25 protein-coding genes and 2 tRNA genes are annotated in these 26,602 nt (G+C 47.2%); 12 read left to right on the top strand and 15 right to left on the bottom strand.

Annotated elements, in window-relative coordinates:
* Positions 1-78 precede the first annotated feature (78 nt).
* On the top strand, positions 79-1,746 hold the full coding sequence (locus ACKU40_RS16030) for an FAD-dependent oxidoreductase (protein ID WP_320173793.1): 1,668 nt from the start codon (positions 79-81) through the stop codon (positions 1,744-1,746).
* A gap of 140 nt (positions 1,747-1,886) precedes the next feature.
* Here the strand turns inward: ACKU40_RS16030 and ACKU40_RS16025 are convergent, their stop codons facing one another.
* From ACKU40_RS16025 to ACKU40_RS16000, 6 genes are all read right to left on the bottom strand, one after another.
* A complete protein-coding gene (locus ACKU40_RS16025; RefSeq protein WP_320173792.1) occupies positions 1,887-2,768 on the bottom strand; it encodes an alpha/beta hydrolase in 882 nt (293 codons plus the stop codon).
* A 31-nt stretch (positions 2,769-2,799) separates the two neighbouring features.
* Complete coding sequence (locus tag ACKU40_RS16020) at positions 2,800-4,359, bottom strand: hypothetical protein (RefSeq protein WP_320173791.1); 1,560 nt, start codon at positions 4,357-4,359, stop codon at positions 2,800-2,802.
* A gap of 269 nt (positions 4,360-4,628) precedes the next feature.
* Complete coding sequence (gene gap, locus ACKU40_RS16015) at positions 4,629-5,648, bottom strand: type I glyceraldehyde-3-phosphate dehydrogenase (RefSeq protein WP_320173790.1); 1,020 nt, start codon at positions 5,646-5,648, stop codon at positions 4,629-4,631.
* Positions 5,649-5,673: 25 nt separating this feature from the next.
* Complete coding sequence (locus ACKU40_RS16010; protein ID WP_320173789.1) at positions 5,674-6,234, bottom strand: GAF domain-containing protein; 561 nt, start codon at positions 6,232-6,234, stop codon at positions 5,674-5,676.
* Between the two features lie 471 nt (positions 6,235-6,705).
* Entirely contained in the window at positions 6,706-7,992 is a 1,287-nt protein-coding gene (locus ACKU40_RS16005) for a 4Fe-4S dicluster domain-containing protein (protein ID WP_320173788.1), read from the bottom strand.
* Positions 7,993-8,035: 43 nt separating this feature from the next.
* Positions 8,036-9,496, bottom strand: coding sequence for a PLP-dependent aminotransferase family protein (locus ACKU40_RS16000; RefSeq protein WP_320173787.1), 1,461 nt, complete (start codon positions 9,494-9,496; stop codon positions 8,036-8,038).
* Between the two features lie 220 nt (positions 9,497-9,716).
* On the opposite strand from ACKU40_RS16000, the gene ACKU40_RS15995 reads away from it, so the two are divergent.
* From ACKU40_RS15995 to ACKU40_RS15985, 3 genes are all read left to right on the top strand, one after another.
* Positions 9,717-10,307: a LysE family translocator gene (locus ACKU40_RS15995; protein WP_320173786.1), complete on the top strand. Its 591-nt coding sequence runs from the start codon at positions 9,717-9,719 to the stop codon at positions 10,305-10,307.
* A 103-nt stretch (positions 10,308-10,410) separates the two neighbouring features.
* On the top strand, positions 10,411-11,289 hold the full coding sequence (locus ACKU40_RS15990; protein WP_320173785.1) for an NAD(P)-dependent oxidoreductase: 879 nt from the start codon (positions 10,411-10,413) through the stop codon (positions 11,287-11,289).
* Positions 11,290-11,352: 63 nt separating this feature from the next.
* Positions 11,353-11,428, top strand: a tRNA-Phe gene (locus tag ACKU40_RS15985).
* 47 nt (positions 11,429-11,475) lie between these two features.
* Here the strand turns inward: ACKU40_RS15985 and ACKU40_RS15980 are convergent.
* Entirely contained in the window at positions 11,476-11,955 is a 480-nt protein-coding gene (locus tag ACKU40_RS15980) for an S-ribosylhomocysteine lyase (protein WP_320173784.1), read from the bottom strand.
* Positions 11,956-11,966: 11 nt separating this feature from the next.
* Positions 11,967-12,662: a 5'-methylthioadenosine/adenosylhomocysteine nucleosidase gene (locus tag ACKU40_RS15975; RefSeq protein WP_320173783.1), complete on the bottom strand. Its 696-nt coding sequence runs from the start codon at positions 12,660-12,662 to the stop codon at positions 11,967-11,969.
* Between the two features lie 138 nt (positions 12,663-12,800).
* Between ACKU40_RS15975 and ACKU40_RS15970 the strand changes: the two genes are divergently transcribed.
* A complete protein-coding gene (locus ACKU40_RS15970) occupies positions 12,801-13,748 on the top strand; it encodes a LysR family transcriptional regulator (protein ID WP_320173782.1) in 948 nt (315 codons plus the stop codon).
* A gap of 83 nt (positions 13,749-13,831) precedes the next feature.
* Here ACKU40_RS15970 and ACKU40_RS15965 read toward each other — a convergent pair.
* From ACKU40_RS15965 to ACKU40_RS15955, 3 genes are all read right to left on the bottom strand, one after another.
* Positions 13,832-13,907: transfer RNA gene (locus tag ACKU40_RS15965), tRNA-Phe, on the bottom strand.
* Between the two features lie 68 nt (positions 13,908-13,975).
* Entirely contained in the window at positions 13,976-15,742 is a 1,767-nt protein-coding gene (locus tag ACKU40_RS15960; RefSeq protein WP_320173781.1) for an aldehyde ferredoxin oxidoreductase N-terminal domain-containing protein, read from the bottom strand.
* 2 nt (positions 15,743-15,744) lie between these two features.
* The gene (locus tag ACKU40_RS15955; protein ID WP_320173780.1) at positions 15,745-16,161 is read right to left on the bottom strand and encodes a 4Fe-4S binding protein; all 417 of its coding nucleotides are present in this window, start codon (positions 16,159-16,161) and stop codon (positions 15,745-15,747) included.
* Positions 16,162-16,402: 241 nt separating this feature from the next.
* Here ACKU40_RS15955 and ACKU40_RS15950 point away from each other — a divergent pair, with 241 nt between their 5' ends.
* Positions 16,403-16,672, top strand: coding sequence for a hypothetical protein (locus tag ACKU40_RS15950; RefSeq protein WP_320173779.1), 270 nt, complete (start codon positions 16,403-16,405; stop codon positions 16,670-16,672).
* 66 nt (positions 16,673-16,738) lie between these two features.
* Here ACKU40_RS15950 and ACKU40_RS15945 read toward each other — a convergent pair whose 3' ends face one another.
* Positions 16,739-17,662 carry an ACP S-malonyltransferase gene (locus ACKU40_RS15945; protein ID WP_320173778.1) on the bottom strand — a complete coding sequence of 308 codons (924 nt, stop codon included), beginning with the start codon at positions 17,660-17,662 and terminating at the stop codon, positions 16,739-16,741.
* Between the two features lie 249 nt (positions 17,663-17,911).
* Here ACKU40_RS15945 and ACKU40_RS15940 point away from each other — a divergent pair, with 249 nt between their 5' ends.
* Both ACKU40_RS15940 and ACKU40_RS15935 read left to right on the top strand, forming a co-directional pair.
* The gene (locus tag ACKU40_RS15940; protein WP_320173777.1) at positions 17,912-19,030 is read left to right on the top strand and encodes an FIST C-terminal domain-containing protein; all 1,119 of its coding nucleotides are present in this window, start codon (positions 17,912-17,914) and stop codon (positions 19,028-19,030) included.
* Entirely contained in the window at positions 19,027-19,902 is an 876-nt protein-coding gene (locus ACKU40_RS15935) for a PAS domain S-box protein (protein ID WP_320173776.1), read from the top strand. Before ACKU40_RS15940 ends, ACKU40_RS15935 begins: the two co-directional genes overlap by 4 nt.
* Position 19,903: 1 nt before the next feature.
* Here ACKU40_RS15935 and ACKU40_RS15930 read toward each other — a convergent pair whose 3' ends face one another.
* Positions 19,904-20,263: a response regulator gene (locus tag ACKU40_RS15930; protein WP_320173775.1), complete on the bottom strand. Its 360-nt coding sequence runs from the start codon at positions 20,261-20,263 to the stop codon at positions 19,904-19,906.
* 421 nt (positions 20,264-20,684) lie between these two features.
* Between ACKU40_RS15930 and ACKU40_RS15925 the strand changes: the two genes are divergently transcribed.
* The 3 genes from ACKU40_RS15925 (at position 20,685) to ACKU40_RS15915 (ending at position 23,175) form a co-directional block, all read left to right on the top strand.
* Positions 20,685-22,193 carry a sodium-dependent transporter gene (locus ACKU40_RS15925; RefSeq protein WP_320173774.1) on the top strand — a complete coding sequence of 503 codons (1,509 nt, stop codon included), beginning with the start codon at positions 20,685-20,687 and terminating at the stop codon, positions 22,191-22,193.
* 3 nt (positions 22,194-22,196) lie between these two features.
* The gene (locus ACKU40_RS15920) at positions 22,197-22,292 is read left to right on the top strand and encodes a MetS family NSS transporter small subunit (RefSeq protein WP_015853623.1); all 96 of its coding nucleotides are present in this window, start codon (positions 22,197-22,199) and stop codon (positions 22,290-22,292) included.
* 373 nt (positions 22,293-22,665) lie between these two features.
* Entirely contained in the window at positions 22,666-23,175 is a 510-nt protein-coding gene (locus ACKU40_RS15915) for a nitroreductase family protein (RefSeq protein WP_320173773.1), read from the top strand.
* 69 nt (positions 23,176-23,244) lie between these two features.
* Here ACKU40_RS15915 and ACKU40_RS15910 read toward each other — a convergent pair whose 3' ends face one another.
* Both ACKU40_RS15910 and ACKU40_RS15905 read right to left on the bottom strand, forming a co-directional pair.
* Complete coding sequence (locus tag ACKU40_RS15910) at positions 23,245-23,940, bottom strand: dienelactone hydrolase family protein (protein ID WP_320173772.1); 696 nt, start codon at positions 23,938-23,940, stop codon at positions 23,245-23,247.
* A gap of 6 nt (positions 23,941-23,946) precedes the next feature.
* Positions 23,947-24,897, bottom strand: a complete 951-nt coding sequence (locus tag ACKU40_RS15905; RefSeq protein WP_320173771.1) for a cation diffusion facilitator family transporter — start codon at positions 24,895-24,897, stop codon at positions 23,947-23,949.
* Between the two features lie 404 nt (positions 24,898-25,301).
* On the opposite strand from ACKU40_RS15905, the gene sstT reads away from it, so the two are divergent.
* A complete protein-coding gene (gene sstT / locus ACKU40_RS15900) occupies positions 25,302-26,543 on the top strand; it encodes a serine/threonine transporter SstT (protein ID WP_320173770.1) in 1,242 nt (413 codons plus the stop codon).
* Positions 26,544-26,602: the final 59 nt, after the last annotated feature.

Genomic DNA, 26,602 nt, shown 5'->3' with positions numbered 1-26,602 from the left:
TAATGAAAGAACTATACTATAGTTGATAAGAAGATTCGTGCCCGCAGAATTAAAGCGGGATCAATAAGGAGGCTGACCATGAGTACACTGAGCGCAGAAGAAAAATACCGCAATTTCATTCCCGAAGAGAGCCGCAAATATCTTGAAAAACTTTTTGTCGAATTCAACCGTACTGTAACTCTTGAAGTATACACTGCCGAAGGAGAACACCGTGAATATAATGAATTTACCCTGAACATCTGTCGCGCTTTCAATGTGTTCAGTGATAAGATTGAGTTACGCGAATATGCGGTAGACAGTGAAATGGGTAAAAACCGCAATATTATTGCCACCCCCACCATACTGATCTCACCGGATGAATACGATATCCGTTTTCTGGGTGCACCTGCCGGAGAAGAAGGCCGGGCCTTGGTAGAAGCTTTGAACCTTGCTTCCAAAGGTGCAGACGGAATTTCTGACTCGACAAAAGAGATACTCGAACCTCTGGAAAAAGACCGCCTGATAAAAATCTTTGCCAGTCCGACCTGCCCATATTGTCCCGGACAGGCCATCAACGCCTTCAAGGCAGCCGTTGCCAGACCGGACAAAATATCAGCTTGGAATATTTCCACTCTTGATAATGAAAACATGGCTCACGAATACAAGGTCGGCTCTGTTCCCCATACCGATATCAATGACACAGTCACCTTTACCGGACTGGAACCGGAAGAAAAATTTATGCTTCAGCTGCTCTTCCTGAAACCACTCGAAGAAGTAGTTGAAGAGCAAAGAGCAGCAAAGGCTGAAGCAACCGAAGAAACTGTTTACGAAGATGTCGATCTGGTCATCGTCGGCGGGGGACCGGCAGGAATGAGCGCCGGGATTTACGCTAAGCGCAGCGGACTGAGCTGTATCATCCTTGAAAAGCAAGGTGTGGGCGGACAGGTTGCTTTAACTCCCAAGGTTGAGAACTATCCCGGATTCACCAACATTCAAGGCTTTGAATTGGTGGAAATTCTAGGTTCCCATGCCCGCCAATACACCGACATCCATCAATTTGCCGAAGTTAAGGATGCTAAATACGGCCCTCGCATCGAAATTGTCACCGATGAAAAGCACTACCAGGCTAAAGGTGTCCTGCTTGCGACCGGGGTAAATGTGCGCATGCTCGGCGTTCCGGGTGAGAATAAATTTTACGGTCACGGAGTCAGCTACTGTGCCACCTGCGATGGAAACTTCTACAAGGGCGGCAAGGCTGTCATCGTCGGCGGCGGCAACACCGCGCTCACCGATGCACTGCACCTTAAGCATCTAGGCATCGAAACCACCATCGTCCATCGTGGAGACAAATTCCGGGCCGAAAAAGTGCTGCAGGATTCCGTAAACCGCGAGGGCATCAAGATCATCTGGAACAGTCAGGTTACCGAGATTATCGGTGAGGATCAGGTTGAATCAGCCCGTATTATTAACAAAGACGGCGCAGAGACTATTCTCGATACCGACGTAGTATTTGTAGCCATCGGACATACCGCCAACACCGAACTTGCTGAAAAACTGGGATGTGAATTGCGCCCGGATGGTTTCATTAAGGTTGATCCCACCCAGCGCACCAGCGTGGAACGAGTCTACGCTGCCGGAGACGTGACCGGAGGAGTGCGCCAGATCATCACCGCCACCGGTCAGGGAGCTGCAGCGGCGCTGACCGCCTTTGACGATTTCACCAGACTCTTTGATGACAGCAAGGAGAATACTAAGAATATTTGGTAGAAGCCTCCGGCGGCCCCTCGGGGACCAAAGAACCTTTTTCAAAAAGGTTCTCTGGACTCTCCCAAAACTTTTATTAGGCTTCGCCTCATATAAAAAACAAGCGTCCTGTTCTTTAAAGAGCAGGACGCTTTGCTATTAAATTAGTTTGGAAACAAATCCTGCTCTGTCGCAAAAAAATTATTCACCGTCTGTCCAAGACCAATAGGGTCCTGATACATGAGCCAGTGGTTTGCATTCCTGTAGCGTACCAGCCAGCTTCCTTTTACCCGTTCCGCTATTTCAAGGGACAGCTTCTCAGGCAGAATATCATCATCCAGACCGGAAATGACCAGCGTGGATTTATCTAGCCTGTTAAGCCGTGAACAACAGCCATCCCAATCTATCATGGCATCGGCCTGATCTTGTATGATTGCCGGGTCAGGAGGACTTGCCGGACGCGGTAGCGTAGCATAGGCATCTGGATATTTTTCAACCCAACCGGACGGAAAGAAATGGCTCAGCAATTCCTTCATATCCATCTTCATCAATTTTTGGATAATATCCGCAACAGGCTTAGCTTCGCAGGAAGCCCCTAGCAGAACCAGCTTGCCGACTTTGTCCGGGTAATTAAGCGTCATTTCCTGAGCGATCAGCCCGCCCATGGACCAGCCGAACACATCTGCCTTAGGATATCCGAGTTCTCGTAACAATCCGGCACTGTCTACAGCCATACGGGAAATTGTAATTTCCTCAGTTCCATTACTTGAGCTGCCCATACCCCGGTTATCAAAGATGATCACCGTATGTTCCCTGCTTAGTTCTCGGACCAGTTGCGCATCCCAGATGTCCATAGTCCCGGCAAATCCCATGATCATAAGCAGGGGCGGGCCTTCACCAAAGGTTCGGTAAGCAAGCTGCACATCATCAACCTGCTGCATGGATTTTGGTAAGGGAGTGAGATAGTGCACGGAAGCGGACAGGTTCTTCTGTGCACATCCGGCCAATAATACAAACAGGAAGAGGGGGACGATCAAACGACGCATATGGTCTCCGTTTCTAAGATTTCATATCAGATTACTCTTCATCGTTCTTTTTGGAAAGCAGATCGGCTTCAACATCCTCTGCTGCCTCAAGTTCATCAACTCCATCTTCATCCGTAATCCGGTTAACAGGTTCAGGCTCGACAGGCATATCAAACGCCTTAGTTTCAGGCTGTTCTTTCTTTACTTCGGCTTTCCCGAAATGATCAGCAAGAACCTCATTGCGCACCTTGGTTACACTAAAAGATTCGCCCTTACTGACCAGTACAGCCACGCGTTGCAGAAAATCACGGATAGCCGCAGCCTGATCACGCAGATCACCACAAACGGTCTCACACCTCTCACCAATATCACGCAGACAGTTGACCATAAGCCGAGATTCAGGATTATCCTTGAGCATAAAAAGTGTAGCCAGCATGGATGCATCAGCCTCACCCAGCCCGTCAGGAATAGCAGCATAAATGTGGTGTTCTTCGCTTAAATCATCGTTGATCAAAGCCTGCAAAACTTTGATTAAGGATTCATCCCTTCCCTTTTCCCCTTTGCGGCTGAAAACCCTCAACCACATGGAACGCATTTCAGCATCAAGATCGGAATCAAGTATATCTTCTGTGCTGAGCACTCCTTCCACAAATCTTTTAAACAATATCCGGCAGGCCAAGTTGACCCGTTCTTTATTCCCATCCTGCAGAGCCCTTTCACGCAATTGACGGTCTGCCTTAATCATTTCCCTAAGCTCACGGCGCATTTCTGCATCCTTCAGGTCTTCCAGCTCAGCCTCAAGCTGGTCGTCTTCCATATCACGCAAGGAGTAGAATTCCTGCTTCATATGCTGATTACGGGCAAGCGGCTCAAGCATTTCATGGAGACGTCCATAATGTCCTTCACCCAATTGATCCTTCCAGCTTTCACACATGATTAATGCGGTTACAGAATCTTTGATCCCGATTGTTTCCAAGGCCCCGGCATACATAGCCTGTTTGGCTGTGAGCAAACGCAGTTGCAAAAGTTCAGGATTACTACCCCTATACAGGCGCAAGATAGCCCCTTCCAGCAGACGCTCCCCGTGCATGAGCGAAACTGCATCCGGGCTGAGATTAACTGCCTTGAGCACGGAATCAATGGTTGCTGCAGCGGTGATTTCCTTCCAATTCTGGTATTCCTGACTCTGGTGCCGGGCTACTGCATCCACTGCGGTTTTGCACCGAGATTCCAAAATATCCATAAACCGGGTCCGGCATTCATCATCAGGAAGCGTGTCACGCAACCTGCCCCCCTCTTCTGTAAAATAATCGTTAACCTCAAATACCGCAGACTGGGCATCTCCAGCCTGTAATTCCATTAAGCCTGATTCAGGATTTGACAAAATATCCTGCAAACCGTTTTCAAAACGGTTGTAGGCATCCAAGACCCTCAAGTCGCGTTCTTCCTCTTCCCGGTCCCGTGCGCGCTGCAACAATTCCGGCTCAATATTTTCCAGCGCTTTCAACTTTTCCAGTTCAGGACTTATGTCTTCTTTCGCTTCAGCAGCGAACAAACCGTCAGCAGCCAGTCCCTTTATAAAATTACCACCTTTTGAATTTAAGACCTTCATTGCCATTTTCTCCTGTTACATATTGATTTAAATCAAAAAACCAAAGACACAGAAGCGCAAAATAGCAAAGAGGGCGGACCGGAGTCAGGTAACTCAGGTCCGCCCTCTTTTGGCAATCTTAAGAATCTCATCAATTCAGCAGATACATCCACTACCTGCTGAATATAGGGAGGTTTTAAACCCTTTCAGGATAAGGGTAAAAAAACCGGCAGCGGGACAAACATCCCGAACCGCTGCCGGTTTATTGAACTGTAATTAAAGTCGTATCCTTAGATACCGCATTTTGCCATGTAGTCGATCAGGTCGGCCAGACGGCAGGAGTAACCCCATTCGTTATCGTACCATGCGTAAACCTTGGCAAGGTTACCGCCCTGTACAACGGTGAAGTCCGCTTCGACGATACCGGAGTGGGGATCGGCGAGGAAGTCGGAGGAAACAAGGGGAGCTTCGGAGTAGCCCATGATACCCTTGAGTTCGCCTTCGGAAGCTGCTTTCAGGGTAGCCTTGAGTTCTTCGGTGGTGGTGTCTTTTTTGAGCACTGCAACGAAGTCAACAAGGGATACGGTGGGTGTGGGAACACGCACGGAATAACCTTCGAAACGGCCTGCCATTTCGGGGATTACCAGAGCAACAGCTTTAGCCGCACCGGTGGAGGTGGGGATCATGTTGCAAGCAGCAGCGCGGGCACGACGCAGGTCCTTATGGGGCTGGTCGAGGATACGCTGGTCGTTGGTGTATGCGTGAACAGTGGTCATCACACCTTTCTCAATACCGAACTTCTCGTGCATGGTCTTAACGATAGGCGCGAGGCAGTTGGTGGTACAAGAAGCGTTGGAGATAATGGTGTGCTTTGCAGGATCGTAATCCTTGTGGTTAACACCCATTACAACGGTGATGTCCTCTTCCTTTGCAGGAGCGGAGATAACAACCTTTTTGGCGCCGCCTTCAAGGTGCTGCGCTGCAGTAGGACCGGTTCTGAAAATACCGGTACACTCGATTACAACATCAACACCGCACTCACCCCAGGGAATCTGGCGGGGATCACGCTCTGCGAAGTTCTTGATGGTGTAGTCGGAACCGACGAACATGGTGGTGCCTTCTACTTTTACTTCTGCAGGGAACTTACCGTAGTTGGTATCTCTGGCAAAGAGAGCTGCGTTTGTTTCGATATCGAAAAGGTCGTTGATGGCTACAACATCGATAGTGTCGCGATGTCTGTGCCAAATAGTTTTCAGAACCTGACGGCCGATACGGCCGAAACCGTTAATACCTACTTTTACTTTGCTCATTTTAAATTCCTTATATTAACACGTCTTACAAATCGTCGACGCGGTAGATGTAATCGTTTGCCAGTTCGCTTGCACGCTTAAGGGCGCTGTACATGCGGGCATTTTCAAGAGCGAGACCGGAAAGGTCGGCAACGCACTTGAGGAAGTCCAGTTCTTCTTCAGAAAATTCACGGAGTTCAGCTGAGTATACGCGCAGAACGCCGATCACTTTTTCACCACGTGCGGTGAGGGGAAGAACTACGAGAGAGCAGAGACCTTCTTTTGCTGCTTCTTCAGGATACTGGAAGCGGTCATCTTTTCTTACATCAGCGATGGTTACGATTTTACCATCAAGAACTTCCTGGTCCAAACGGCTCTTGGAAACCTCAACAGGACCTTTCTTTTCGTAACGTTCGCTCAGACCGTAGGATGCATCTGCCAGCAGAGTTTCACCCTTGCGATCAAGAAGTCTGATAAAACAACCTTTCAGTTCCATTTCAGTTGCCACTTTTTCGGCAATGCTGTTCAGAACTTTTTCCGGCTCCAGACTGGAGTTAACAGCTCTGGTGATTTCGAAAATTGCTTTGTAGAGTCTGGTTACACCCATTTCTCATACCTGCCTTGTTTATGTTTAACCGAAAGGGCCGCTTAAAGGGCGGACCTGCGTATCAAGTTCTTGGTTAATTGCTTTCTAACAGATTTGAAATCATTTTGCATGCAAAAAATGACCACTTTCTAACATTTTTATGTTTTGTGTCGCTAAATGTTTTTCGTTTATGAAAATTTTGTTCGCTTTTGTTAAGCATAACAAAGCACATATTATTTATTTTATAAATAAACTTAAAGTAACTGAAAGCATTGCAGATAAACGGTTTTACATCAAGATCACAAAAATAATATATTTAATAAAAAATGATCCGGGCGGGAAGAATTCAGGATTGAAGAAGGTTCGATTTAGAAATATCAGCACGCACCCGGAAAAGAGGCTGGCTCAATAATATCAGAATATACCCTGACAGCAACCTATTAAGTTACAAACAAGGCACAATAAAAAGAAAAGCTCGAAAATAGAGGAGGCTTAAGAAGTGGCTTTGCGTAAAGCACTCAGGAAGCGGGAACGCAGGGTATCACCCACCAATACCTTTTTAACCGGGGAAAGTTTAAGGAATCCACCCAGAAGCGAGCGCATAAAGTCTTCGCTACGGCTGTTTGGATTATCAAAGATAAGATTCTGTAGAGTGCCGCGTTCAAGGGATTGCAAGATGACCCGTTCAAAACTGTCTTCTGGATGGATGACCCGTTGTTCGCGCTTATCCATCTGTAAAGCACCAGTGGGGCATTTAAGCGCGCAAACACCGCAGCCGAGACAGATGTCCTTATTGATTTCAGCAAAACGACGCGGCTTTTCCGCTCCGGAAACATCTTCCTTATGTATGGAGATGGCATCAATGGGACAGGCCCGTGCGCATTTACCGCAACCGTTGCAATCAGTAAGCTCAATCCCGGCAATAAAGGTAGATGAAACAATAATTCCCGGATAACCTGAATACTTTATCCCGTTCATCAAGTTGCAGCAGCATCCGCAGCAGTGGCAGAAGAACCCGGCGTTCTCACGGACATTATCAGTGGTCAGGGTAAAACCCATTTCCCTTGAACGGGCCATAATATCATCCATTTCAGCGCGGGAAATCTCACGGGCAAAATTATTGCGGATCAGAAAATCAGCAGCATCGCCCATGGAGGTGCAGGTTTCAAGGTCGATACCGCACTTCTGCTCACCAAGGTGCATCTTTTCATGGCGGCAGGAACAAAGACTGACCGCAAAACGGTCCTGCTGCTCTACCATCACGGAAGCTTTTTCATAATCGAGCACTTCCACATGATCCACATTGCGGATAGTCCCTTCATGAGGAAGGGCGCGCATGATGGAAATCTGCTCATCATTACCGAAATTGGCCTCGAAAAATGACTTGTCACCGAACATGTAATTGTTGAACAGCTCGGCCCATTTTGCGGAATCAAGTTCACCCTTGGTGCGCATCATGGTGAATTCAAAAAAACCGATCACAAAGGGACTGATCATATATAGATAACGATCCTGCTCCCAGAGATCGCAAACCAGACCTTTATGACACATGGATTCAAGCATGGGACGCAACGAACGCTCGTCCATGCCGGTCAGCTTTGAAATCCGTTCAAGAGAAGAAGGGCGGTAAGGCATGCGTACAATAAGCTCCGCTTCCGCAGGAGAATAAAGAGCCTTAAGCATTTCACGTATGGAATCGGACCACGGCATACGCACGGTGGTTCCGTCCACTTTGTCACCCAGCTGACGATAGATATCTTTTCCGATGATGTGTCCCATGAAATGGGACTACATTTGCTAAGAAAAATTGGCAAGAAATGAGTTAGCTAACATCATACCCAATTTTTTTTATGGATTTGATCACTTCTTCGTGGGGAATCCGTTCCCCATCCAAACCTTCTTGAATAGCCTCTTTGAAAGAATCCCTGCCATCCAGAATACCCTTTAATATCCCAAGCCCCTTCCTTAACTGTTCAATATCCTTGGGCCCGCTCAGTGAAAGCCTGATATTGGCCGGAACCGGATCGCCGCCAACAGCGAATTTCTCAGCTCCAAAGACATTCAATCCCGCTTCGCGGGTGCGTTGCTCGACCATATACCCTCTCCATGGTTCGGGAAGGGAGAGCCAGAGGAAGAATCCCGAAGGGTTTACGCCCAATCCCATACCTCCCAGCAGGTCCTTAACTGCTTCAAAACGGCGACGCGCTGCCTGACGTTTGAGCTTGACGGTGATATCTGCTGTCCCGTCCTGAATCCACTGGCAAAGAAGTTCCGCATTTAGAGGCGGGGTCATCCACACTGTATTGAGAATAGCTTGGGCCAACTGCTTGAAACGCTCGCCCTGAGCGACCATAAATGCAACCCGTAAACCAACGGCAATGGATTTGGAAACCCCGGCAATGAAGACGCTCCGCTCCGGGGCAAATGATGATACCGGAGGCAGATCGCTTTCCACGGTCAGAGCATAAGCATCATCTTCAATTATAGTCAGGTCATGGTTGCAGGCGATCATGGCTATCTGCTCCCGCCGCTCAAGGGGCATGCAGGCTGAAGTTGGATTTTGAACACCGGGCATGAGCGAAACACCATTGATATGTTCCCGCCGACAAATCCTGTCCAGCTGTTCAGGAATCATGCCCTGATCATCCATCGGCACAGGAACCAGCCTGATACCAAGCATATTGGCAAGGGTTTTCATGCCCGGATAAATGAGAGCATCGGTAGCAATACGATCTCCGGCCCGAAACAGGCTGCTCAGGCAACAATTCAGTGCATGCTGGGCACCGGAACACACAAGCACATTTCCGGCTGTTGTTTCCAGATGATACCGTTTTGCCCACTCTGCCCCTACCTCACGATGTTCCGGCAATCCCTGCGGATCTGTATAGCGTAAAAAGGCATTCAGATTGCGGCGGCGGGTCAGCCGCTTCATGCCCTCTTGAATGTCAGGGTCCAGGTCATAGAAGGTATTGACCATGCCCAGCTCAATCATACCCGGCGCGTGCGGCTCGAAGCTTACCATTGATGATGACGTGATCGCGTCAGAAGCAATGAAGGTTCCCCGCCCAACGGTACCGCATACAAGGCCCCTTTTTTCAGCCTCGGCATAACCGCGGGTCACCGTGCTCACGTTCATCTTCAGATCATCAGCAAGATCACGATGAGTAGGAAGCTTATCTCCGGGACTTAGTTTTCCGGAATAAACATCCCGTTCAATGGCATCAGCCAAACGCTTGAATTTTGGACGCGTACTTTCTTCCAGTTCAGGTATCCATTTTGTCATGCAGACAATGTTTCATTTGACTGCATACAATGTCAAGCATATGGATACAATTAAGCAGCAACAAGCACACAATCATCCCGCTGCTTGTCAACCACGTTCAGTGGTCCCCTTATCGGGCGTTGTCCGGACAACGCCCAATCAACACACAATACCGAACCAAGCATACAAAGGGGCGAAGCCTATAAAAAGGTTTCCCCTCTCAAGCTGCCGGAGGCAAAAAATGCAAGAAAATTTCTGGGCTTTCCTCATATTTGTCATTGTCATGACCGGAACACCGGGACCTGGCAACATCGCATCCATGGCCCTTGGGCAGGCCGTAGGCTTTAGACGTTCAATCCCATTCCTTTCGGGCGTGATAATTGGCGGTACAACCATGGACATTCTGGCAGCAATCGGTCTGGCGGAACTGTTTCTGGCTTACCCGCAGGTGTCCGCTGTTCTTAAGGTTGGAGGCCTGATCTATATCCTCTATCTTGCATGGAAGGTCCTGAACATGCATGCCGGTTCGTCAGGTAAACCCAAGGCATTCAAATTCGTGGAAGGACTGGCCTTACACCCGCTTAACCCGAAACATTATGCTATGACCGTCTCAGCCTTTGCCCAATTCGCCGACCCAAGTGCAGACAGATTTACGGAAATACTTATATTCGTGGGAACCTTCACCTGCGGAGCCGCTTTCTTTCACTCCATGTGGTGCTTTGCAGGTGAATCTTTCATGAAAATGCTGCGCTCTCCCATGGTGCGTCATACTGTGAATATTTCCATGGTCGTACTCATGGTCGGAGCCACGGCCTATGCTCTTTATCAATAACAACTAAGACAAAAGCCGTATTTACGGACGGTTCTTCCCTGTGGTAATTACATCCAACACTCGAATTTACTGTAACCAACTTCATTAACGAGGATTAAATATTATGAGCAAGAAAATCGGATGGATCGGAACAGGTGTCATGGGCGGCTCCATGTGCATGCACCTTATCAAAGCAGGCAATAAGGCATTTGTATACAACCGCACCAAATCCAAGGCGGACCAGTTGGTAGCCAAAGGTGCAACATGGTGCGATTCCCCAGCCGAAGTTGCCCAAAAAGCCGACATCATCTTTACCATCGTAGGCTACCCTACTGACGTGGAGCAGACCATCCTTGGTGAGAACGGCGTGCTCGCCAATACCGATGCCGGAAAGATCCTCGTTGATATGACCACTTCCGAACCTGTACTGGCTGAGCGCATTGCCAAAGAAGCTGCAGCTAAAGGTGTAGGTGCACTTGATGCCCCGGTTTCCGGCGGAGACCTCGGTGCACGCAACGCCACCCTCGCGATCATGGTCGGTGGGGAAAAGAAAATTTTTGATGAAGTGATGCCGCTATTTGATGTCATGGGCAGCAACATCCAGCTTATGGGCAAAGCCGGTGCCGGACAGCACACTAAGATGTGTAACCAGATCCTCATTGCCGGAACCATGATCGGCACCGTGGAATCCCTGCTCTATGCCTACAAAGCGGGCATGAATCTCAATGAAGTAATCGATGTAATCGGCTCCGGTGCTGCCGGATCATGGTCCATCAACAACCTTGGCCGCCGCATTGCTGATGATGATTTCAACCCCGGTTTCTTCATCAAGCACTTTGTAAAAGACATGGGCATCGCCCTTGACGAGGCCAAGCGTATGAATCTTTCCCTGCCCGGACTGGCGCTGGTTAACCAATTCTACATCTCAGCCATGGCGCTGGGTTATGAAGAACTCGGCACTCAGGCTTTGTATAAGGTGCTGGAAAAGATGAATGGAAAGTAGCATTTAATTAATAAATAATTGTTGACTTCGTTTTGCGATCTGCGTAGAAACGATTTCTCCGGCGCCGAGGTAGCTCAGTCGGTAGAGCAGGGGACTGAAAATCCCCGTGTCGGCAGTTCAATTCTGTCCCTCGGCACCACCTGCCTAGAATAGCCGTTACAACTAAGTTGTAACGGCTTTTTCATTTTATTCAGGGTAATTCAAATTTTCTTCCCCGATACCATCCAGCACTTCTGCGTAATACTTTGCAGCCTCCTGCTTTGCTAAAGGCAAATCCATGAGGGTATAATTTCCGCATTCTACAGCTGAAGCACCGGGAACTTCGCCTTCAAAATCAGCAGCAAACTTGAACAGCTCCTGAATCAAGCCCACAACATCTTTCGAATCATATTTACCGTTAAGCAGCAGATAGAATCCGGTCAGGCAACCCATGGGGCCGAAGTAGAGAATCTTATCACCATACTCAGCATGGTTACGCAAAAAAGTAGCGCCGATATGCTCAAGGGTATGTGCTGCCGCAGGATCAAGGGCAGCTTCGTTGTTGGGTTCCTTTACGCGCAGATCAAAGGTGGTTACATTCTCAACACCGATCTGATCACGGCGGGAAACATAAATTCCGCGCTTAAGGCGAGTATGGTCAATCTTGAAACTTTCTATTTTATTCATGCTATCTCCAATTAAATATTATCCAGCATAGACAAAACCATGCGCACTGAATTGGCGGCGGCTTTTTCCATGCTCTGTTCATAGACCGCACTACTTCCGTCTTCATGAACTTTATCTGAAATGGAACGGATCAGGATGAAAGGCACGTTAAACAAAAAACCTGTCTGTGCGATGGCCGCCCCTTCCATTTCCACGGCCATTACATCGGGAAACTTCTGCTCAATCTGTGCGATCTGCTGCGGAGTGTGGATAAAAGAATCTCCGGACAAGACTGGCCCCTGATGGACGCTGATGGAATCCTCATTGATCCAAGCTTTTTTCGCCAGACCGAGCAAAAGCTTGTCGGCTTGATACGCTGCTGGCATCTGCGGAATCTGGCCCATTTCATAATCAAAAGCTGTGGCATCGGCATCGTAGTGACGCACTTCAGAAGAAACCACGATGTCACCAATGTTGATGTTGCCGGGAAACGCCCCGGCCACCCCGGTATTGATCAGATAGTCGGGCTTGAATTTATCAAGCAGCAGCGTTGTGCCCACTGCGGCATTGACCTTGCCTATCCCGCACAGAAACAAAGCCACTTCCACTCCGCTAATCCTTCCGGTGTGGTAGGTGAACTGTCCGAATTTTTCAGTATTCGGCTCATCCAATTTATTGACCAGCAATGCAAGCTCTTCTTCCATTGCAGCGATAATTCCTATTTTCAAAGCAATTTTCCTCTTATCTGTTCCGGCTACATGGAGTGCCGTGTTCTTGCTTGAAATGTATACGCTGGGCATGTAATTAGTAAAATTAATAGTTCTACTTTTTTTGATTAATAAAACTTACTAATAGGTAAATAAACAATGCTTCCCGACCTGAACAGGCTGAAAGTTTTCTTCCATATTTTCAATGAACAAAGCAGCACCGCAGCGGCCAAAAAGCTTCATATCACCCAGTCCGGGGTCAGCCAGCATCTGAAAAAGCTGGAAGAAGAACTGCAGACCGAACTATTCACCCGGGTCAACCGCAGACTCGTTCCCACCACAGCAGGCAAGCGACTCTATGGGATTGTGCAAGGCTTCATGGAAGATCTTGAACAGGGAGTACGACACATAAACGATGGCTTAAAAATGCCATCCGGGCCGCTGCGCATCGGCGCGCCCAGTGAATTCGGAAAGATCTACCTGCCGCCTATTTTCGGTTCATTCAGGCGTAAATATCCGGCAGTGACGATGCAATTGGAACTGGATGAGCCAAGAGTGCTCTTTGAAAAAGTCGCATCAGGAGAACTGGATTTCGCATATATCGACATCCTGCCCTTTTTTATGGACACACCGGGCGGGACATCGGCCTACTCCATCACACCGGTCGTAAAGGAAGAATTTGTGCTGGCCTGTTCCGAAGAATATTACCGGGCAAAGGTAAACGGAACAGATTACGATCGTCTTAAGGAACTGGATTTCATCGGGTATAAAAAGGACATCGCTCTTTTCCGCAGCTGGTTCAAGCTGCATTATGAGCGCGAACCGCAAAACCTGAACCTTGTCTTCATTGCCGACAGCTCCGAAGCAATTGTCTCTGCCATCAAAGCCGGACTGGGAGCCGGCATTACCGTCAGCCATTTAATGAACAGGGAAATAAGTACGGGAAAGATTATCGCCATCAGGCCGAACGCTGAAAAACTGCAAAACACTATTGCCTGCGTCCAACTCAAAAACAAACGGGTCAGCATAACCGAAGCTGCATTTCAAGAACATTTTCGGCTGGAACTGAGTAAGAATTATGCGAAATTGGAACTGAGTGGAATTTGATTAGCTTTAGCCCAAGACTGGAGTTGGACACAAAAACGAAAAAGCCCTCATGATTTCTCATGAGGGCTATTCTATGCACTTAGTGGTGCCGAGGGACAGAATTGAACTGCCGACACGGGGATTTTCAGTCCCCTGCTCTACCGACTGAGCTACCTCGGCGCCGCTGAGGAGAGATTACTAACCAAACAGGACACGCTTGGCAAGCACTTTTTTAAATTTTCCTGAATTTATTTCAAATTCAGCTTCTCAAGGGCCTCATCTGTAACCAGTTCACAAATCCTACGCCCATACTCATTTTTGAGTTTTTCCATATATTCCGGATCTGTTTTACCTTTCCAGGTTGTGATCTCACTGTAGCGCTTTGGAATACTGATCTCATCAGGGTTATATCCGGTGGCAAAACGCACTTTCCAACGCATAGCCCGTATTCTTTCCCCGATAAGTTCCATATTTTCAGCTATTTCTTCATATCCCACAGATTTCAAACACTCGGCAAGAACCTCATCCTTGTAGACCCCGCGCCCGAAAAGGCAGGAAACCATGGAAGTTAGAAAAGCCCGCCCTGTCTCATCACTGATCAGGAAATCGCAGACTTCATGAGCGTCCTTGCGGTCGTTCTTCTGGTCCCATGAATATCCGCCGGAATCAAGATGGGAATGACGGAAGCCCAGACCTTCAGCCACGTAAAAGGCCTCACCGGTAGCATATCCGGCCATCTCCTGACCAAGCACGCAAGCGAAGTCTTCACCGCCATACTTTGCGGCCGCAACCAGTGAACCTTTGCCCAGTGCGGCATAAAAATCGTTTTTAGCATTGCTGAGATATTGTACGGCCTTTTTGTAGCCTTCAGCATCACCGAAAGCGAGGGGGACGATTGTCTCGGCCTCACTGACCAATCCCTTTTCAAAAGCTTCAGTAGCCCAAGCAAGGGCCACACCGCCGGACATTACATCCAGCCCGCCTTTTTCCACTTCGTCCATTATTCCCAGCACCTGAAAGGCGTCAGTCACCCCAAGCATGGACCCGGTGGCGAAGATGGGTTCATAATCGTAGGCCACCTGACGGTATAGATACTGATTATCTTCCATGAATTTTTCACGCACAAACCCGATATGGATGCAACCCACCGGACATCCGGCGCAGGCCGCATTACGCAGCAGGGTGTCGTCGGCAAACTTCTTTCCGGTAATTCCGATTATATCTTCATCCTTGGTGGCCTGCAGGTTACGCCAAGGCAGAGATTCCAATTCATTAAGCGCATCAAGATTCGCCGCAGTACCGAGGTTGTGATATTTGCTCATCATGTCGGTGGCAGTCATCTTCTCGTAGACCTGCTTATAAATTTCAGAATACTCCTTATTGTCCGGCAGCGCGAAAGAACCGTCCCCCTGAATCACGATTCCCTTGAGATTCTTGGCCCCCATGACCGCACCGGAACCAAGCCGTCCGAAATGACGGTAGGTGTCGGCATTGATGCAGGACATTGCAGAAAGCTGCTCCCCGGCAGGACCGATGCGCAGGATGGACCTGTGGCCGGAACCGGGAAACATGGAGCGCAAAATCTTTCCGGTTGTAAAGACATCTTTCCCGGCCAGAAACTGGACGTCCTTCACTTCCAAATGTTTCATCCCAAGGGAAAGGCAGGATAAACGCGAAGCACGTCCGGTGATGACCAGCGCATCGTAGTCAGCAAAACGGATTGCCAGAGCGGAACGCCCCCCGGCATGACTTTCGGCAAACTGGTCGTGATAGGGAGATTTAAAGGAACAGACAGTCTTGCTCATAAGCGGAAATAATCCGGTCAAAGGACCGATGGAAAATATAAGCGGCTGATCCGGATCATCCCAAGGACGATCCACGTGTCCATATTTATCAAACAGCAAAGCTCCGAGCCCGCTGCCCCCTGCAAATTCGTTTCGCCCGTCAACTTTTACAACATTGCCTTTGCCGCTTCCCAGATCAACCACGAGGACCCTGAAGTAATCACGTATCATTATTAGTCCCTCCTCTGATCTGATTCGACTAGCTCAAGACATTCATGCGGACAAAATTCAACACACCTGCCGCAATGAATACACACGTACGGACGATCCTTGAGATCCAGATAAATGGCATCCACCGGACAGGCTTCCGCACATTTTCCACAACGGATACAGATATCTTTTTTATGGATTACCCCGCCTCCTTTCTTGCGCCCCCTCATGGCACCGGTAGGACAAGCCTCGGCACATGGTGCCGGAGAACAAGCCAGACAGACCTTGGCTACGAACCCGGTGGAAAGGCCACCGGATGAAGCAATCCTGATTCCGGCCGTATTCCATGATAGAAGCTGGTGGACCAGCCGCGCACACGCAAAAGAACAGGAATGGCAGCCAATGCAACGTTCCATACGTGATGCTGTCAAAATTTTCATATTTACCCCTTAAATTTGTTATTTCTGCAGAGTATAAACATTTTTTATTGTAATTATGACACTGAGTTTGATTTTAACACAACGTCAAACATCTACAAACAAAATTCATTTTTTAGAAATCATATCCAAAACCCAGTGACTTGAATTGACAGTCGCAATTTGCAATTTATATTTTAGATATGACACATAGAACAAATCGATAAAAAAATATCCTCTCACTCAAATTAACGGAGGGGGAACTATGAGACTTAACGACTCACAAATCCGGCAGATGGCCATGGACCTTTACCCGGAAATAGAAAGATTTAATATCGGCATGTCCACCCAGTTCAACGAAGAACAGGATGCATGGATCATTACCCTTGAAGACGGTTCAAACTCCCTGTCCACCCACATGGACTCCTCATATGTGAGCAGCTGTTTCAACGAACACAATTGCGTTTATTTCACCAACCAGATGATGAATGTAATCGACAATTACTGTTCGGAAAGCGGAACCTGCTCAATTTAGACCCCAAAAAAAGGACCAGCCCTTTCGGACTGGTCCTTTCCCTTTCTTCGTTATGAAGCCTTTCCACTATTTAACAGCTTCGGCCTGCTCCAGATTACCGATGCCTTTTCCTTCGTATTCCTTGCCCTTAAGGTTGGCCACCAACAGCTTGGTCAGCACACCCTTGGGACCGAGTTCGAGGAAGTTGCGCGCCCCGGCAGCGTACTGATTGGATACAATTTCAATCCAGCGCACGGATGAAGTCATCTGGGAACACATAATCTTCTTAATTTCTTCGGGATTTGATTCAGTGCCGGCGGTTACGTTGAAATAAACCGGAAATGCAGGAGCCTTCCAGTCCAGCTTGCCAAGGTAGGCAGCAAATTCATCTGCAGCTTCCTGAATAAGAGGGCTGTGGAAAGCACCGCTGACCGGCAGGGGGATAGAGCGGCCTTTCTTTTCCTTGATCAAGGTTCCGGCAGCTTCAATGGCAGCTTTTTCACCGCTGATTACATACTGAGCAGGAGAGTTGTAGTTTGCTACACGCAATTCCTTTCCGGTTTCGGATGCACCAAATTCAACGGCTTCTTCAACAGCAGCCTGATCCAGCTTGAGCACTGCGGCCATACCGTGATTTTCATTCCCGACCTGAGACATAAGCTTACCACGCAGGCTGACAGCCTTGATGGTATCTTCAATAGAAAGAATGCCGGAAGCACCAAGGGATGCGAACTCACCAAGACTGTGTCCAGCAGTTGCCGCAGGCTTGAGGCTTTCCTTGAGATAAGCCCAGATGGACAGGTTTACCACGGTCAGACCGGGCTGCAATGCATCGGTCTTAGCCATATCAGCGGCATCGCCTTCCCAGTAGATTTCACGCAGGGGCAGACCGGATTCAGCCTCAGCGAATTTCCACATATCCATGGCTGTTGACCATTTTTCAGCAAGATCACGCCCCATTCCTGGTTCCTGGGAACCCTGACCGGGGAAAAGTATAGATAAATCGGACATTTGATTTTCTCCTTAAAATACTGCCGGGCAAGTGCCGGCCATTTTTATATGATGAAACATTGTTTATATTCTAGTTACTGCACACTTTCACGCTGAAAGCGTGCCTATAGAAAGCAGATTTAAGGGCGTTGTTCAAGCTCAATCATTATAAATTCATCAGCGTATCTAATAAGTGAGTTTTTTACCTGTACACCATTCTTTTTTTTGGTAACTAAGAGGAAAGCTATAAATATAATGTGGGGACCTTGAATGTATATTGAATTGGAGCCGACAGGAAGCGTGCAAGCCCTTGCAACTATACTTAAAAATACAGCTGCACGGGACGAAGTAAATGGAATAATTGTTTTTGCCTGCGATAAAAACGGATTTCAACCTGAAAATGCAGACCATATTTTTAAAGAATGTACTGTTCCGCTTATGGGAGGCATCTTCCCCGGCATAATTCACGAAAAAGAAACTATGGAAAGCGGAACTCTTGTAATCGGCCTCTCTCAAAAGCCGGAAATATCCATCATCAAGAAAATGAGCGATCCTGATACTGATTTCATGCCCCCTTTGAGCAAAATTTTTGAAAATGATGACATTCCGGAAACCATCTTTGTTATCACCGATGGTTTCGCCAGTCGTATTTCAGCATTTATCAATGCCATGTTCACCCACATAGGGATTGAACGTAATATCGTAGGGGGCGGAACCGGATCGATAAGCCTGAAAAGACAGCCGGCCATCATCAGCAATGAGGGATTGCTGGAAGACGCAGCCATGGTAGGTTTACTGGATACCCGAAGCACAGTGAATATCAGCCACGGCTGGCATCCCATAAAAGGTCCTTTCAAAGTAACTGAAGCGGACCGAAATATAATCAGAACCATTAACTGGATGCCTGCATTCAATATCTACAGGGAAGTCATTCGTGAACATTCCGGGCAATATATAACCCCTGAAAACTTTTCACAGATTGCCATGTCCTATCCATTCGGAATTTCAAGCATGTGCAGTGATCCCATCGTCCGTGACCCGGTAATGGTTGATGAGGCAGGAGCGCTGACCTGCGTAGGTGAAATAATGGAAGGATCATTTGTAGACATCCTCCACGGCAACCCGCAATCCCTGATCAAAGCTTCGGGACAAATCTCCACCTGCAAGCCCGGATTCAGCATCGGTAACAACTCAATAGGACTTGTTGTAGACTGTATTTCAAGGGCCTTATTCCTTAAAGACAAGTTTAAGCAGGAACTGAATGCCCTGCACCTTCCGGATATTCCATTACTGGGATTCCTCTCTTTCGGGGAAATTGCCACTCAGGAAAAACAATCACTGGAATTTCATAACAAGACCACTGTATTGGCTGTACTGGAGGAATTGTGAGCATCAGAATCCAAGAGCAAATTCTTTATGAAATAGCCATGTCAATTGGTAAAAGTATGGATCTTGAAAAGATGCTTTCAACAGCACTTTCAACTTACCTGCACCGCTTATGCTGCATGAGCGCGAGGGTTTTCCTGCAAAACAAGGAAACTCTTTCCTTTGCTAAAGCATTTTCTATTCCCTTCAAGGAAAAACAACAGTCTGCATTTGATGATTTTCTCTTGAAAATTTCGAGCTGTGAGGCAGAAGATCAGATCAATAATCTAAGGGAAAGCCTGCCCTTGCACACATCATTTGAAGGTGATCACTACTATCTAATGGATCTACCTGAAGCAGGTTTCCTGATGATCGGAAAAGGGCTCTATCCACTACCCCATTCCATGCTGAGATCATTACACAAAATTAATATTAGGCTATCTGAATCAATCATTTCCTGCCAGACACATCGAAACAATGAAATCCTGAATATAAAACTGCAAAACCAGATCAGGGAAAGGGAAAAAGCGGAACTTGCCATCTTGGAGGAAAGACGAAAATACAGGGTAATATTTGACAATTCACCGCTGGGCATAATCTACTTCGACCATGAGGGCATTATCAGGGACTGCAACCCGAAATTCATGGACCTGATGGGATCTACAAAAGATAAATTAATAGGCTTCAATACTGCAGAGAAAGGTACACCGGAAATGCGGGAAGTTATGGAGAAAGCATTAAACGGAGAATCTGCCTTGTATGAAGGCAACTACATCTCTGTAACAGGGAAGAAAAAGATGTATATCAGGGCAGTCTTTAATCCTGTGGCACCGGGCAGTAATGCAACTGAAGTTATTGCCACAGTGGAGAAGCTTGGCGAATTCCGGGAAGAATAAATCAGCAGGATAGAACTTCCTCCACCTTAAATTCAAGCTCTTCCTTATCAATTGGTTTAACGCAGTATTCATTGGCTCCGTGCTTAAGTGATTCACGAGCAGTCTCAAGGGTCGGATATCCGGTCAGCATAATCACTTTCAATGCGGGCATAATTTTTTTCATCTCTTCCAGCACCTCAACACCAGTCATCTTCTTGAGTTTAATATCAAGGATAGCCAGCTCAACATCACTGCCGGAAAGAAAAGAAAGAGCCTCCTCTTCCTCGGAAAAAACACTTACTTTGTGCCCCTTGCGTTCAAGAATTCGCTTGAGAAGTATTCCCGCGTCTACAACGTCATCAAGAACAAGAATATGTGCCATAACCAGACTCCTTAAGTTTAGCTGATCAACCATAATATCAAGATGATCATTAGTCGAGCACTCTGTTTTATGTCTTCTTTTGCTCTGATGCAGAGCTGAGCATATTTCCTTGTATTCATCAGCAGAATCATTTTTCTTGTTCTTTTCTTTAATGCACCTGTATTTTTCGAAATACAAAAATATTTGTAATAAAATTTCATTTCGCACAATTTTACATTTAAGATATCCATAATAACACCGCGACTACACACATATCACCATCCATTAAAAAATCCTGACACTTAATTTGATGGACAATAATCGAAATGTATTCTATGCGGTATGCTCAATTATGCGTTTAGCGCATTTTACATATAGTTTTTGCTGAATCAGCAAAATGGTTGCTGTTTCAGCTGGTTTTTTCTTAAGGAGTTCAAACAACATGCAAAAAAGAGAAACATGGGGTTCCCGTTCCGGCTTTATTCTTGCCGCCGTGGGCTCTGCAATCGGGTTGGGTAACATCTGGCGTTTTCCCTACATGGTTTATGAAAACGGTGGTGGTGCATTCCTCATCCCCTATTTCGTAGCAATGCTTGCTGCGGGTATCCCATTCATGATCCTTGAATTCGGTCTCGGCCAGAAGTTCAAGGGTTCCGCGCCAAAAATTTTCTCATCCATTTCCAAAAAATGGGAATGGCTCGGCTGGTGGCAGGTAGTGGTTTCATTCGTCATTGCCTCTTATTACGTTGTAGTTATCGCATGGGCGATGAACTACGTGGGCCTTTCCTTCACCCAAGGATGGGGAGACGCTCCCAAGGATTTCTTCTTCGGAAGCTTCCTCGGTCTGACCGATTCCCCCATGAACATGGGTAATGTACAGGGGTCCATCTTCCTGGCAACCGCCGCAGCTTGGGCATTCACCTTTATTGCCCTTTTTACCGGAGTTAAAGCCGGTATTGAAAGGGTCAACAAAATATTCATGCCCCTTCTCTTCCTGCTTGTGTTTATCTTCATCGGAAGAGGTCTGATGCTCCCCGGAGCAATGGACGGTATCAACTGGCTCTTCAAGCCTGATTTCTCCGCCATTATGGACGGTAAAGTCTGGGCTGACGCATTCGGCCAGATTTTCTTCAGCCTCTCCATCGGGTTCGGTATCATGCTTTCTTACTCCAGCTACCTGCCCAAGGAATCCGACATCAACAACAACGCCTGTATGACTGTTTTCATCAACTGCGGATTCAGCATAATCTCCGGTATCATGATCTTCAGTGTACTCGGCTACATGGCCCTGCAGCAGGGTGTTCCCATCAGCGAAGTTGCCGGTGCAGGTGTTGGCCTTGCCTTCATCACACTGCCCACCGCAATCAACCTGATGCCCGCACCTGTATTCTTCGGTGTGCTCTTCTTCATGGCACTCGTTGTTGCCGGTCTCTCTTCCATGATCTCCATCACCGAAGTTATCACTTCTTCCATCATCGATAAATTCGGTGTTTCCCGTAAGAAAGCCGTAGCAGTGTGCTGCACCCTCGGCTTTCTGGTAAGCATCGTTTTCACTACCGGCGGCGGTCTGCTGCTGCTTGATATCGTTGACCACTTCGTCAACAACTTCGGTATTCTCATCGGCGGATTCATTGAAATCATATTTGTCGCATGGTTTTGCAATCTCGATGAAATGCGCACTCACGTTAACAAGACCTCCGAAATCATCGTTGGTTCCCTGTGGATGAACAGCCTGCGCTTCGTTGTTCCGGCAATGCTCGGTTTCATGATCGTGACCAACTTCATCGGTGATATCTCCAAGAACTACGGTGGATACTCCAACACAGCCATTATCGCATTCGGCTGGGCAATACTTGGCCTCTGCCTTGTAATCGGCTTTGCACTGTCCTCTCAGGACCGCGCATTCGCAAATGTATCTTCCACCAACAGCAGCTTCCTCAAAAGGAGATAAGCCATGACTACCAGCGCAATCATCATGATGCTCTTCGGCCTCGGCATTACCTGGGGTGGAGCAATCGCCTGCTTCCGCATTGCTTTTAAAAACAAATAGCAATCCGGACAGAACATAAAACCAAAGAAAGGGTGCACTTTATAAAAAAGTGCACCCTTTCTTCTTTAAGGAAAGGATAGGCGGTGCCGAACGGTTAGCGAGGGAGGAGAACGGCACCGCCAAGGGGTTGGACTGCAAAATAACCAAAAGTATTTCAGACCAAATCAGGGGTGTGATTATCTGTAGAATACTACAGTGAGAGTTAAAATCAAGCACTAATTAAAATTAACTTTGCCTCTGAAATATATTTCTGCAAATCTCATCAAACAAATCATACAGCTTCATAATCAGACAAAAATATGATCCGTTTTTGCCCAGCGCTGTGCTATATAAAATGCATTCATGAAATTAATACTCAACGGAGATGATAAACATGGACGTATTTGAAGCAATCCACTCCCGCAGAAGCATCAGAAAATATGAAGAAAAAACTGTATCCGAGGAAGATATTAAAGATATCCTCGGCGCAGCCATGATGGCGCCCAGTGCCGGTAATGCTCAGCCCTGGCAATTTATAGTTGTAGATGACCGTGAAAAGCTTAATGCCGCTCCAGACATTAACGAGTACGCCGCCATGGCCAAGAAGGCCCCTTTAGGCATCCTTGTCTGCGGAGATCTCAGTCTTGAAAAATATGCAGGATACTGGGTGCAGGATTGTTCGGCAGCCATCCAAAACCTGCTTTTGGCTACCCACGCCAAAGGACTTGGCGCTGTATGGACAGGAATCCATCCCATTGAAGAAAGAGTCCAAGGCTTCAAAAAATTATTCAATCTGCCCGAGCAGGTAATTCCGCTTGGATTTATAGTGATCGGCCATCCCAAACAGGAATCAAAGAGAAAAGACCGCTACAAGGAAGAAAGGGTTCACCGCAACAGCTGGTAGAAACCGATCTGCATATTTTAAAACCCCGGTACGGATGTGCCGGGGTTTATTCTTTAGCATTGTTTTGATCTAGCTTAATTCAGCTTGCAACCAACCCAACACTGTACTCCACATTTCTTCAGCAAGTGCTGCATCAAACCCAGCATCTTCAGGGTTGGCAAAACCGTGTTGTGCATTATCCAACCGAATCAAATCATAATCAATTTCAGCAGACTTCATCTCTTGCTCAAACATCAATAAATGCTCTTCAGGAACCACCGGATCATTATTTACATGGACAGCCAGCAGCGGACATTTAATATCTCCGGCTGATGCCGGATGGCTGGTATCAAGGTAACCGTACACTGAAACCGCGCCCCTCAATTTTGCTCCGGTACGGGCCAGTTCCAATGCCGCACCTCCGCCAAAAGAAAAACCAAGCGCATATATTCTGGCAGGATCAACTTCCGGCTGATCCTGCAAAACAGAAAAACAGGCCTCAGCACGTTCGCGCATTAGCTGCCGATCATTACGATAGATGCGGTGGGTACTGCGTGCTTCATCTATATTGGCAGGACGGTTGCCGATTCCATAAAAATCTGCGGCAAGCACTGCGTAACCGGCTGCAGCAAGACGCTTTGCATGGCTGACAGTTACTTGATTCAGTCCGGTATACTCATGCAAAAGCAAAACAGCCGGGAAAGGACCTTCGCTATCAGGCAACAAAAGGATATTTTCAAATTCAGTATTACAATGAACGAGATTGATTTTGCATAACTGCGACATTCGTAATTAATCCTTATCACCTAGCGTTTCTTTGAGCCTGATCATGGAACCGCAAAGCCCTCCCGTCTCCTCACAATCATAAGAAGCGACATCTTCCTTAGGCTCAACATGAATGGTCACATGGCAATTATTCAAATCCGACTTGATACAGTCTTCGATTTCCGTACATAAATCATGGGAATCAGTGAGAGTTGATTCTCCGGGGAGAAGCAGATGGAAATCAACAAAACGGTGTGATCCGGCCTTACGTGTCCGCAAACCATGGTAAAGAACATTCTCTCCGCTGCAATTGCGAATAGCAGAATCAATGATCATCAGCTCTTCGTGGGGCAACGCATTATCCATTAACCCGGAATAAGACTTCTTGATCAGTGAAAATCCCGTAAAAACAATATTTCCGGCCATAATCATAGCAATCACCGGATCAATAAATGACCACGAAGGCGGAGTGAAAAGCATTACCCCCAATCCGGCAACCAATCCCACCGAAGTCCATACATCGGTCAGCAAGTGTTTAGCGTCTGCCTCGAGAGTAATGGAATCGTGAACCTCGGCACCCTTAAGCATAATCTTGGCAGTGACATAGTTCACTACAGAAGAAAGCAATGCGATACCAAGACCTATACCTAGATTCTGCGGAACAGCCGGGCTCAAAAACCTTTCCACCGATGCATAAACAATCCCCACCGCAGCAACCAAGATAAGCATTCCTTCTGCACCGCTTGAAAAATACTCTGCTTTTCCATGTCCATAGGCATGCCGCTCATCAGCAGGCTTCAATGCCATGGTCAATGTAGCCAAAGCAAAAAGCGCAGCCGAAAGGTTGACCAGCGTTTCCAATGCATCTGAAAGCAAACCTACGGAATCAGTAACGTACCAAGCCCATGTCTTAAGGAACATGGTGATAATTGAAGCTGCAATTGAATAGTAAATGTACTTTTGTGGAGATTCAGCCATGTTTTTATCCTGTTTTCAATTAAGATCTTAAAAAAGTTACATAGTGGTCATCAGTACAACAAACAATCACCATTTTTTCGTTTCTAGCAAAATTTTAGCAAAATATTTTGCGATTAGAAATATGGTGGACATATATTGACGTATTTTTTTATTACAAAACACATTATTGACTGAATATTCATTCAGTACTTTATTCTAAATCGGACACTATACAATAGTAACCTAATGTTGTGCAACTATCTATGCTTTTGTTTTGCTTATTGTTTTTTTACTCAATACGAAAAAAAACAGGGTGTAAATTAACTATTGATTTATCTGACACAAAAATGTTGACAAGAATCTCAACATCTACCTATGACCAAAACCGTCTAGCATAATTTTTTTCAAAAACACGGGGGATAAAAATGACTCAATCAACTAACATCTTTAAACGCATTGCATCCGGCAGTCTGGTCGTACAGATCATGATCGGTATTGCAGCAGGTATCGCACTGGCAACCTTTGCTCCTGAAGCAGCTAAATCCGTAAGCCTTCTGGGCAGCCTCTTTGTTAAGGGCCTGAAAGCAGTTGCACCTATTCTGGTTTTCGTAATTGTTGCAGCATCCATCGCCAACCAGAAAAAAGGCGCGCATACCAACATGCGTTCCATTATTTCCCTGTACCTGATCGGAACATTCATGTCCGCTCTGGTTGCTGTAACCATGAGCTTCCTGATGCCTACCACCCTTACCCTTGTTGCAACTGAAACCAGTGCAACTCCTCCCGGTGGTATCGCTGAAGTTCTGAACACCCTGCTGTTCAAGATCGTGGATAACCCGGTCAACGCTCTCTACACCGGTAACTTCATCGGCATTCTCGCTTGGGCTCTTGCTCTCGGTTTCTTTTTCCAGCATGCCAGTGATGCTACCAAGCAGGTTCTGAATGACATTTCCGATGGCGTATCCGGAATCGTTAAACTGGTTATCCGCTTTGCTCCCCTCGGTATTTTCGGTCTCGTATCAGATACTATCGCCACTACCGGTTTCTCCGCACTGGCAGGATACAGCCACCTGATCATGGTTCTGCTCATTTCCATGGGTACCATAGCTCTGATTATCAACCCTGCCATCGTATGGTTTAAAACCAGAAGCAACCCTTACCCCCTCGTTTTCACCTGCCTGCGTGAAAGTGGTATCACCGCATTCTTTACCCGCAGCTCCGCAGCAAACATTCCGGTTAACATGGAACTGTGTAAGAAACTCGACCTGCACGAAGACACTTACTCCGTATCCATCCCCCTCGGTGCTACCGTAAACATGGGCGGTGCAGCTATCACTATCACCGTTATGACTCTTGCTGCAGTACATACCCTCGGTATTCAGGTTGATATAGCAACTGCTCTGCTGCTCAGCATCATCGCTTCCGTATCCGCATGCGGTGCTTCCGGTGTTGCCGGCGGCTCCCTGCTGCTGATCCCCCTCGCATGTTCTCTCTTCGGTGTTCCCAACGAAATCTCCATGCAGGTTGTTGCTGCAGGTTTCATCGTTGGTGTAATTCAGGACTCTGCTGAGACCGCACTGAACAGCTCCACCGACGTTATCTTCACCGCTGCTGCAGACATTGCAGCTAAAAATACTGAAACTGCCGGTGAAACTGTAAAAGCATAGCTTACGCTTTACAGACCAAGCTTATCCAAGGGCTGCACGTGAAAACGTGCGGCCCTTTT

Source organism: Maridesulfovibrio sp., assembly GCF_963666665.1.
In the GTDB taxonomy this organism is placed as follows: Bacteria; Desulfobacterota; Desulfovibrionia; order Desulfovibrionales; family Desulfovibrionaceae; genus Maridesulfovibrio.
This window is presented reverse-complemented; position numbering and strand designations above follow the sequence as displayed.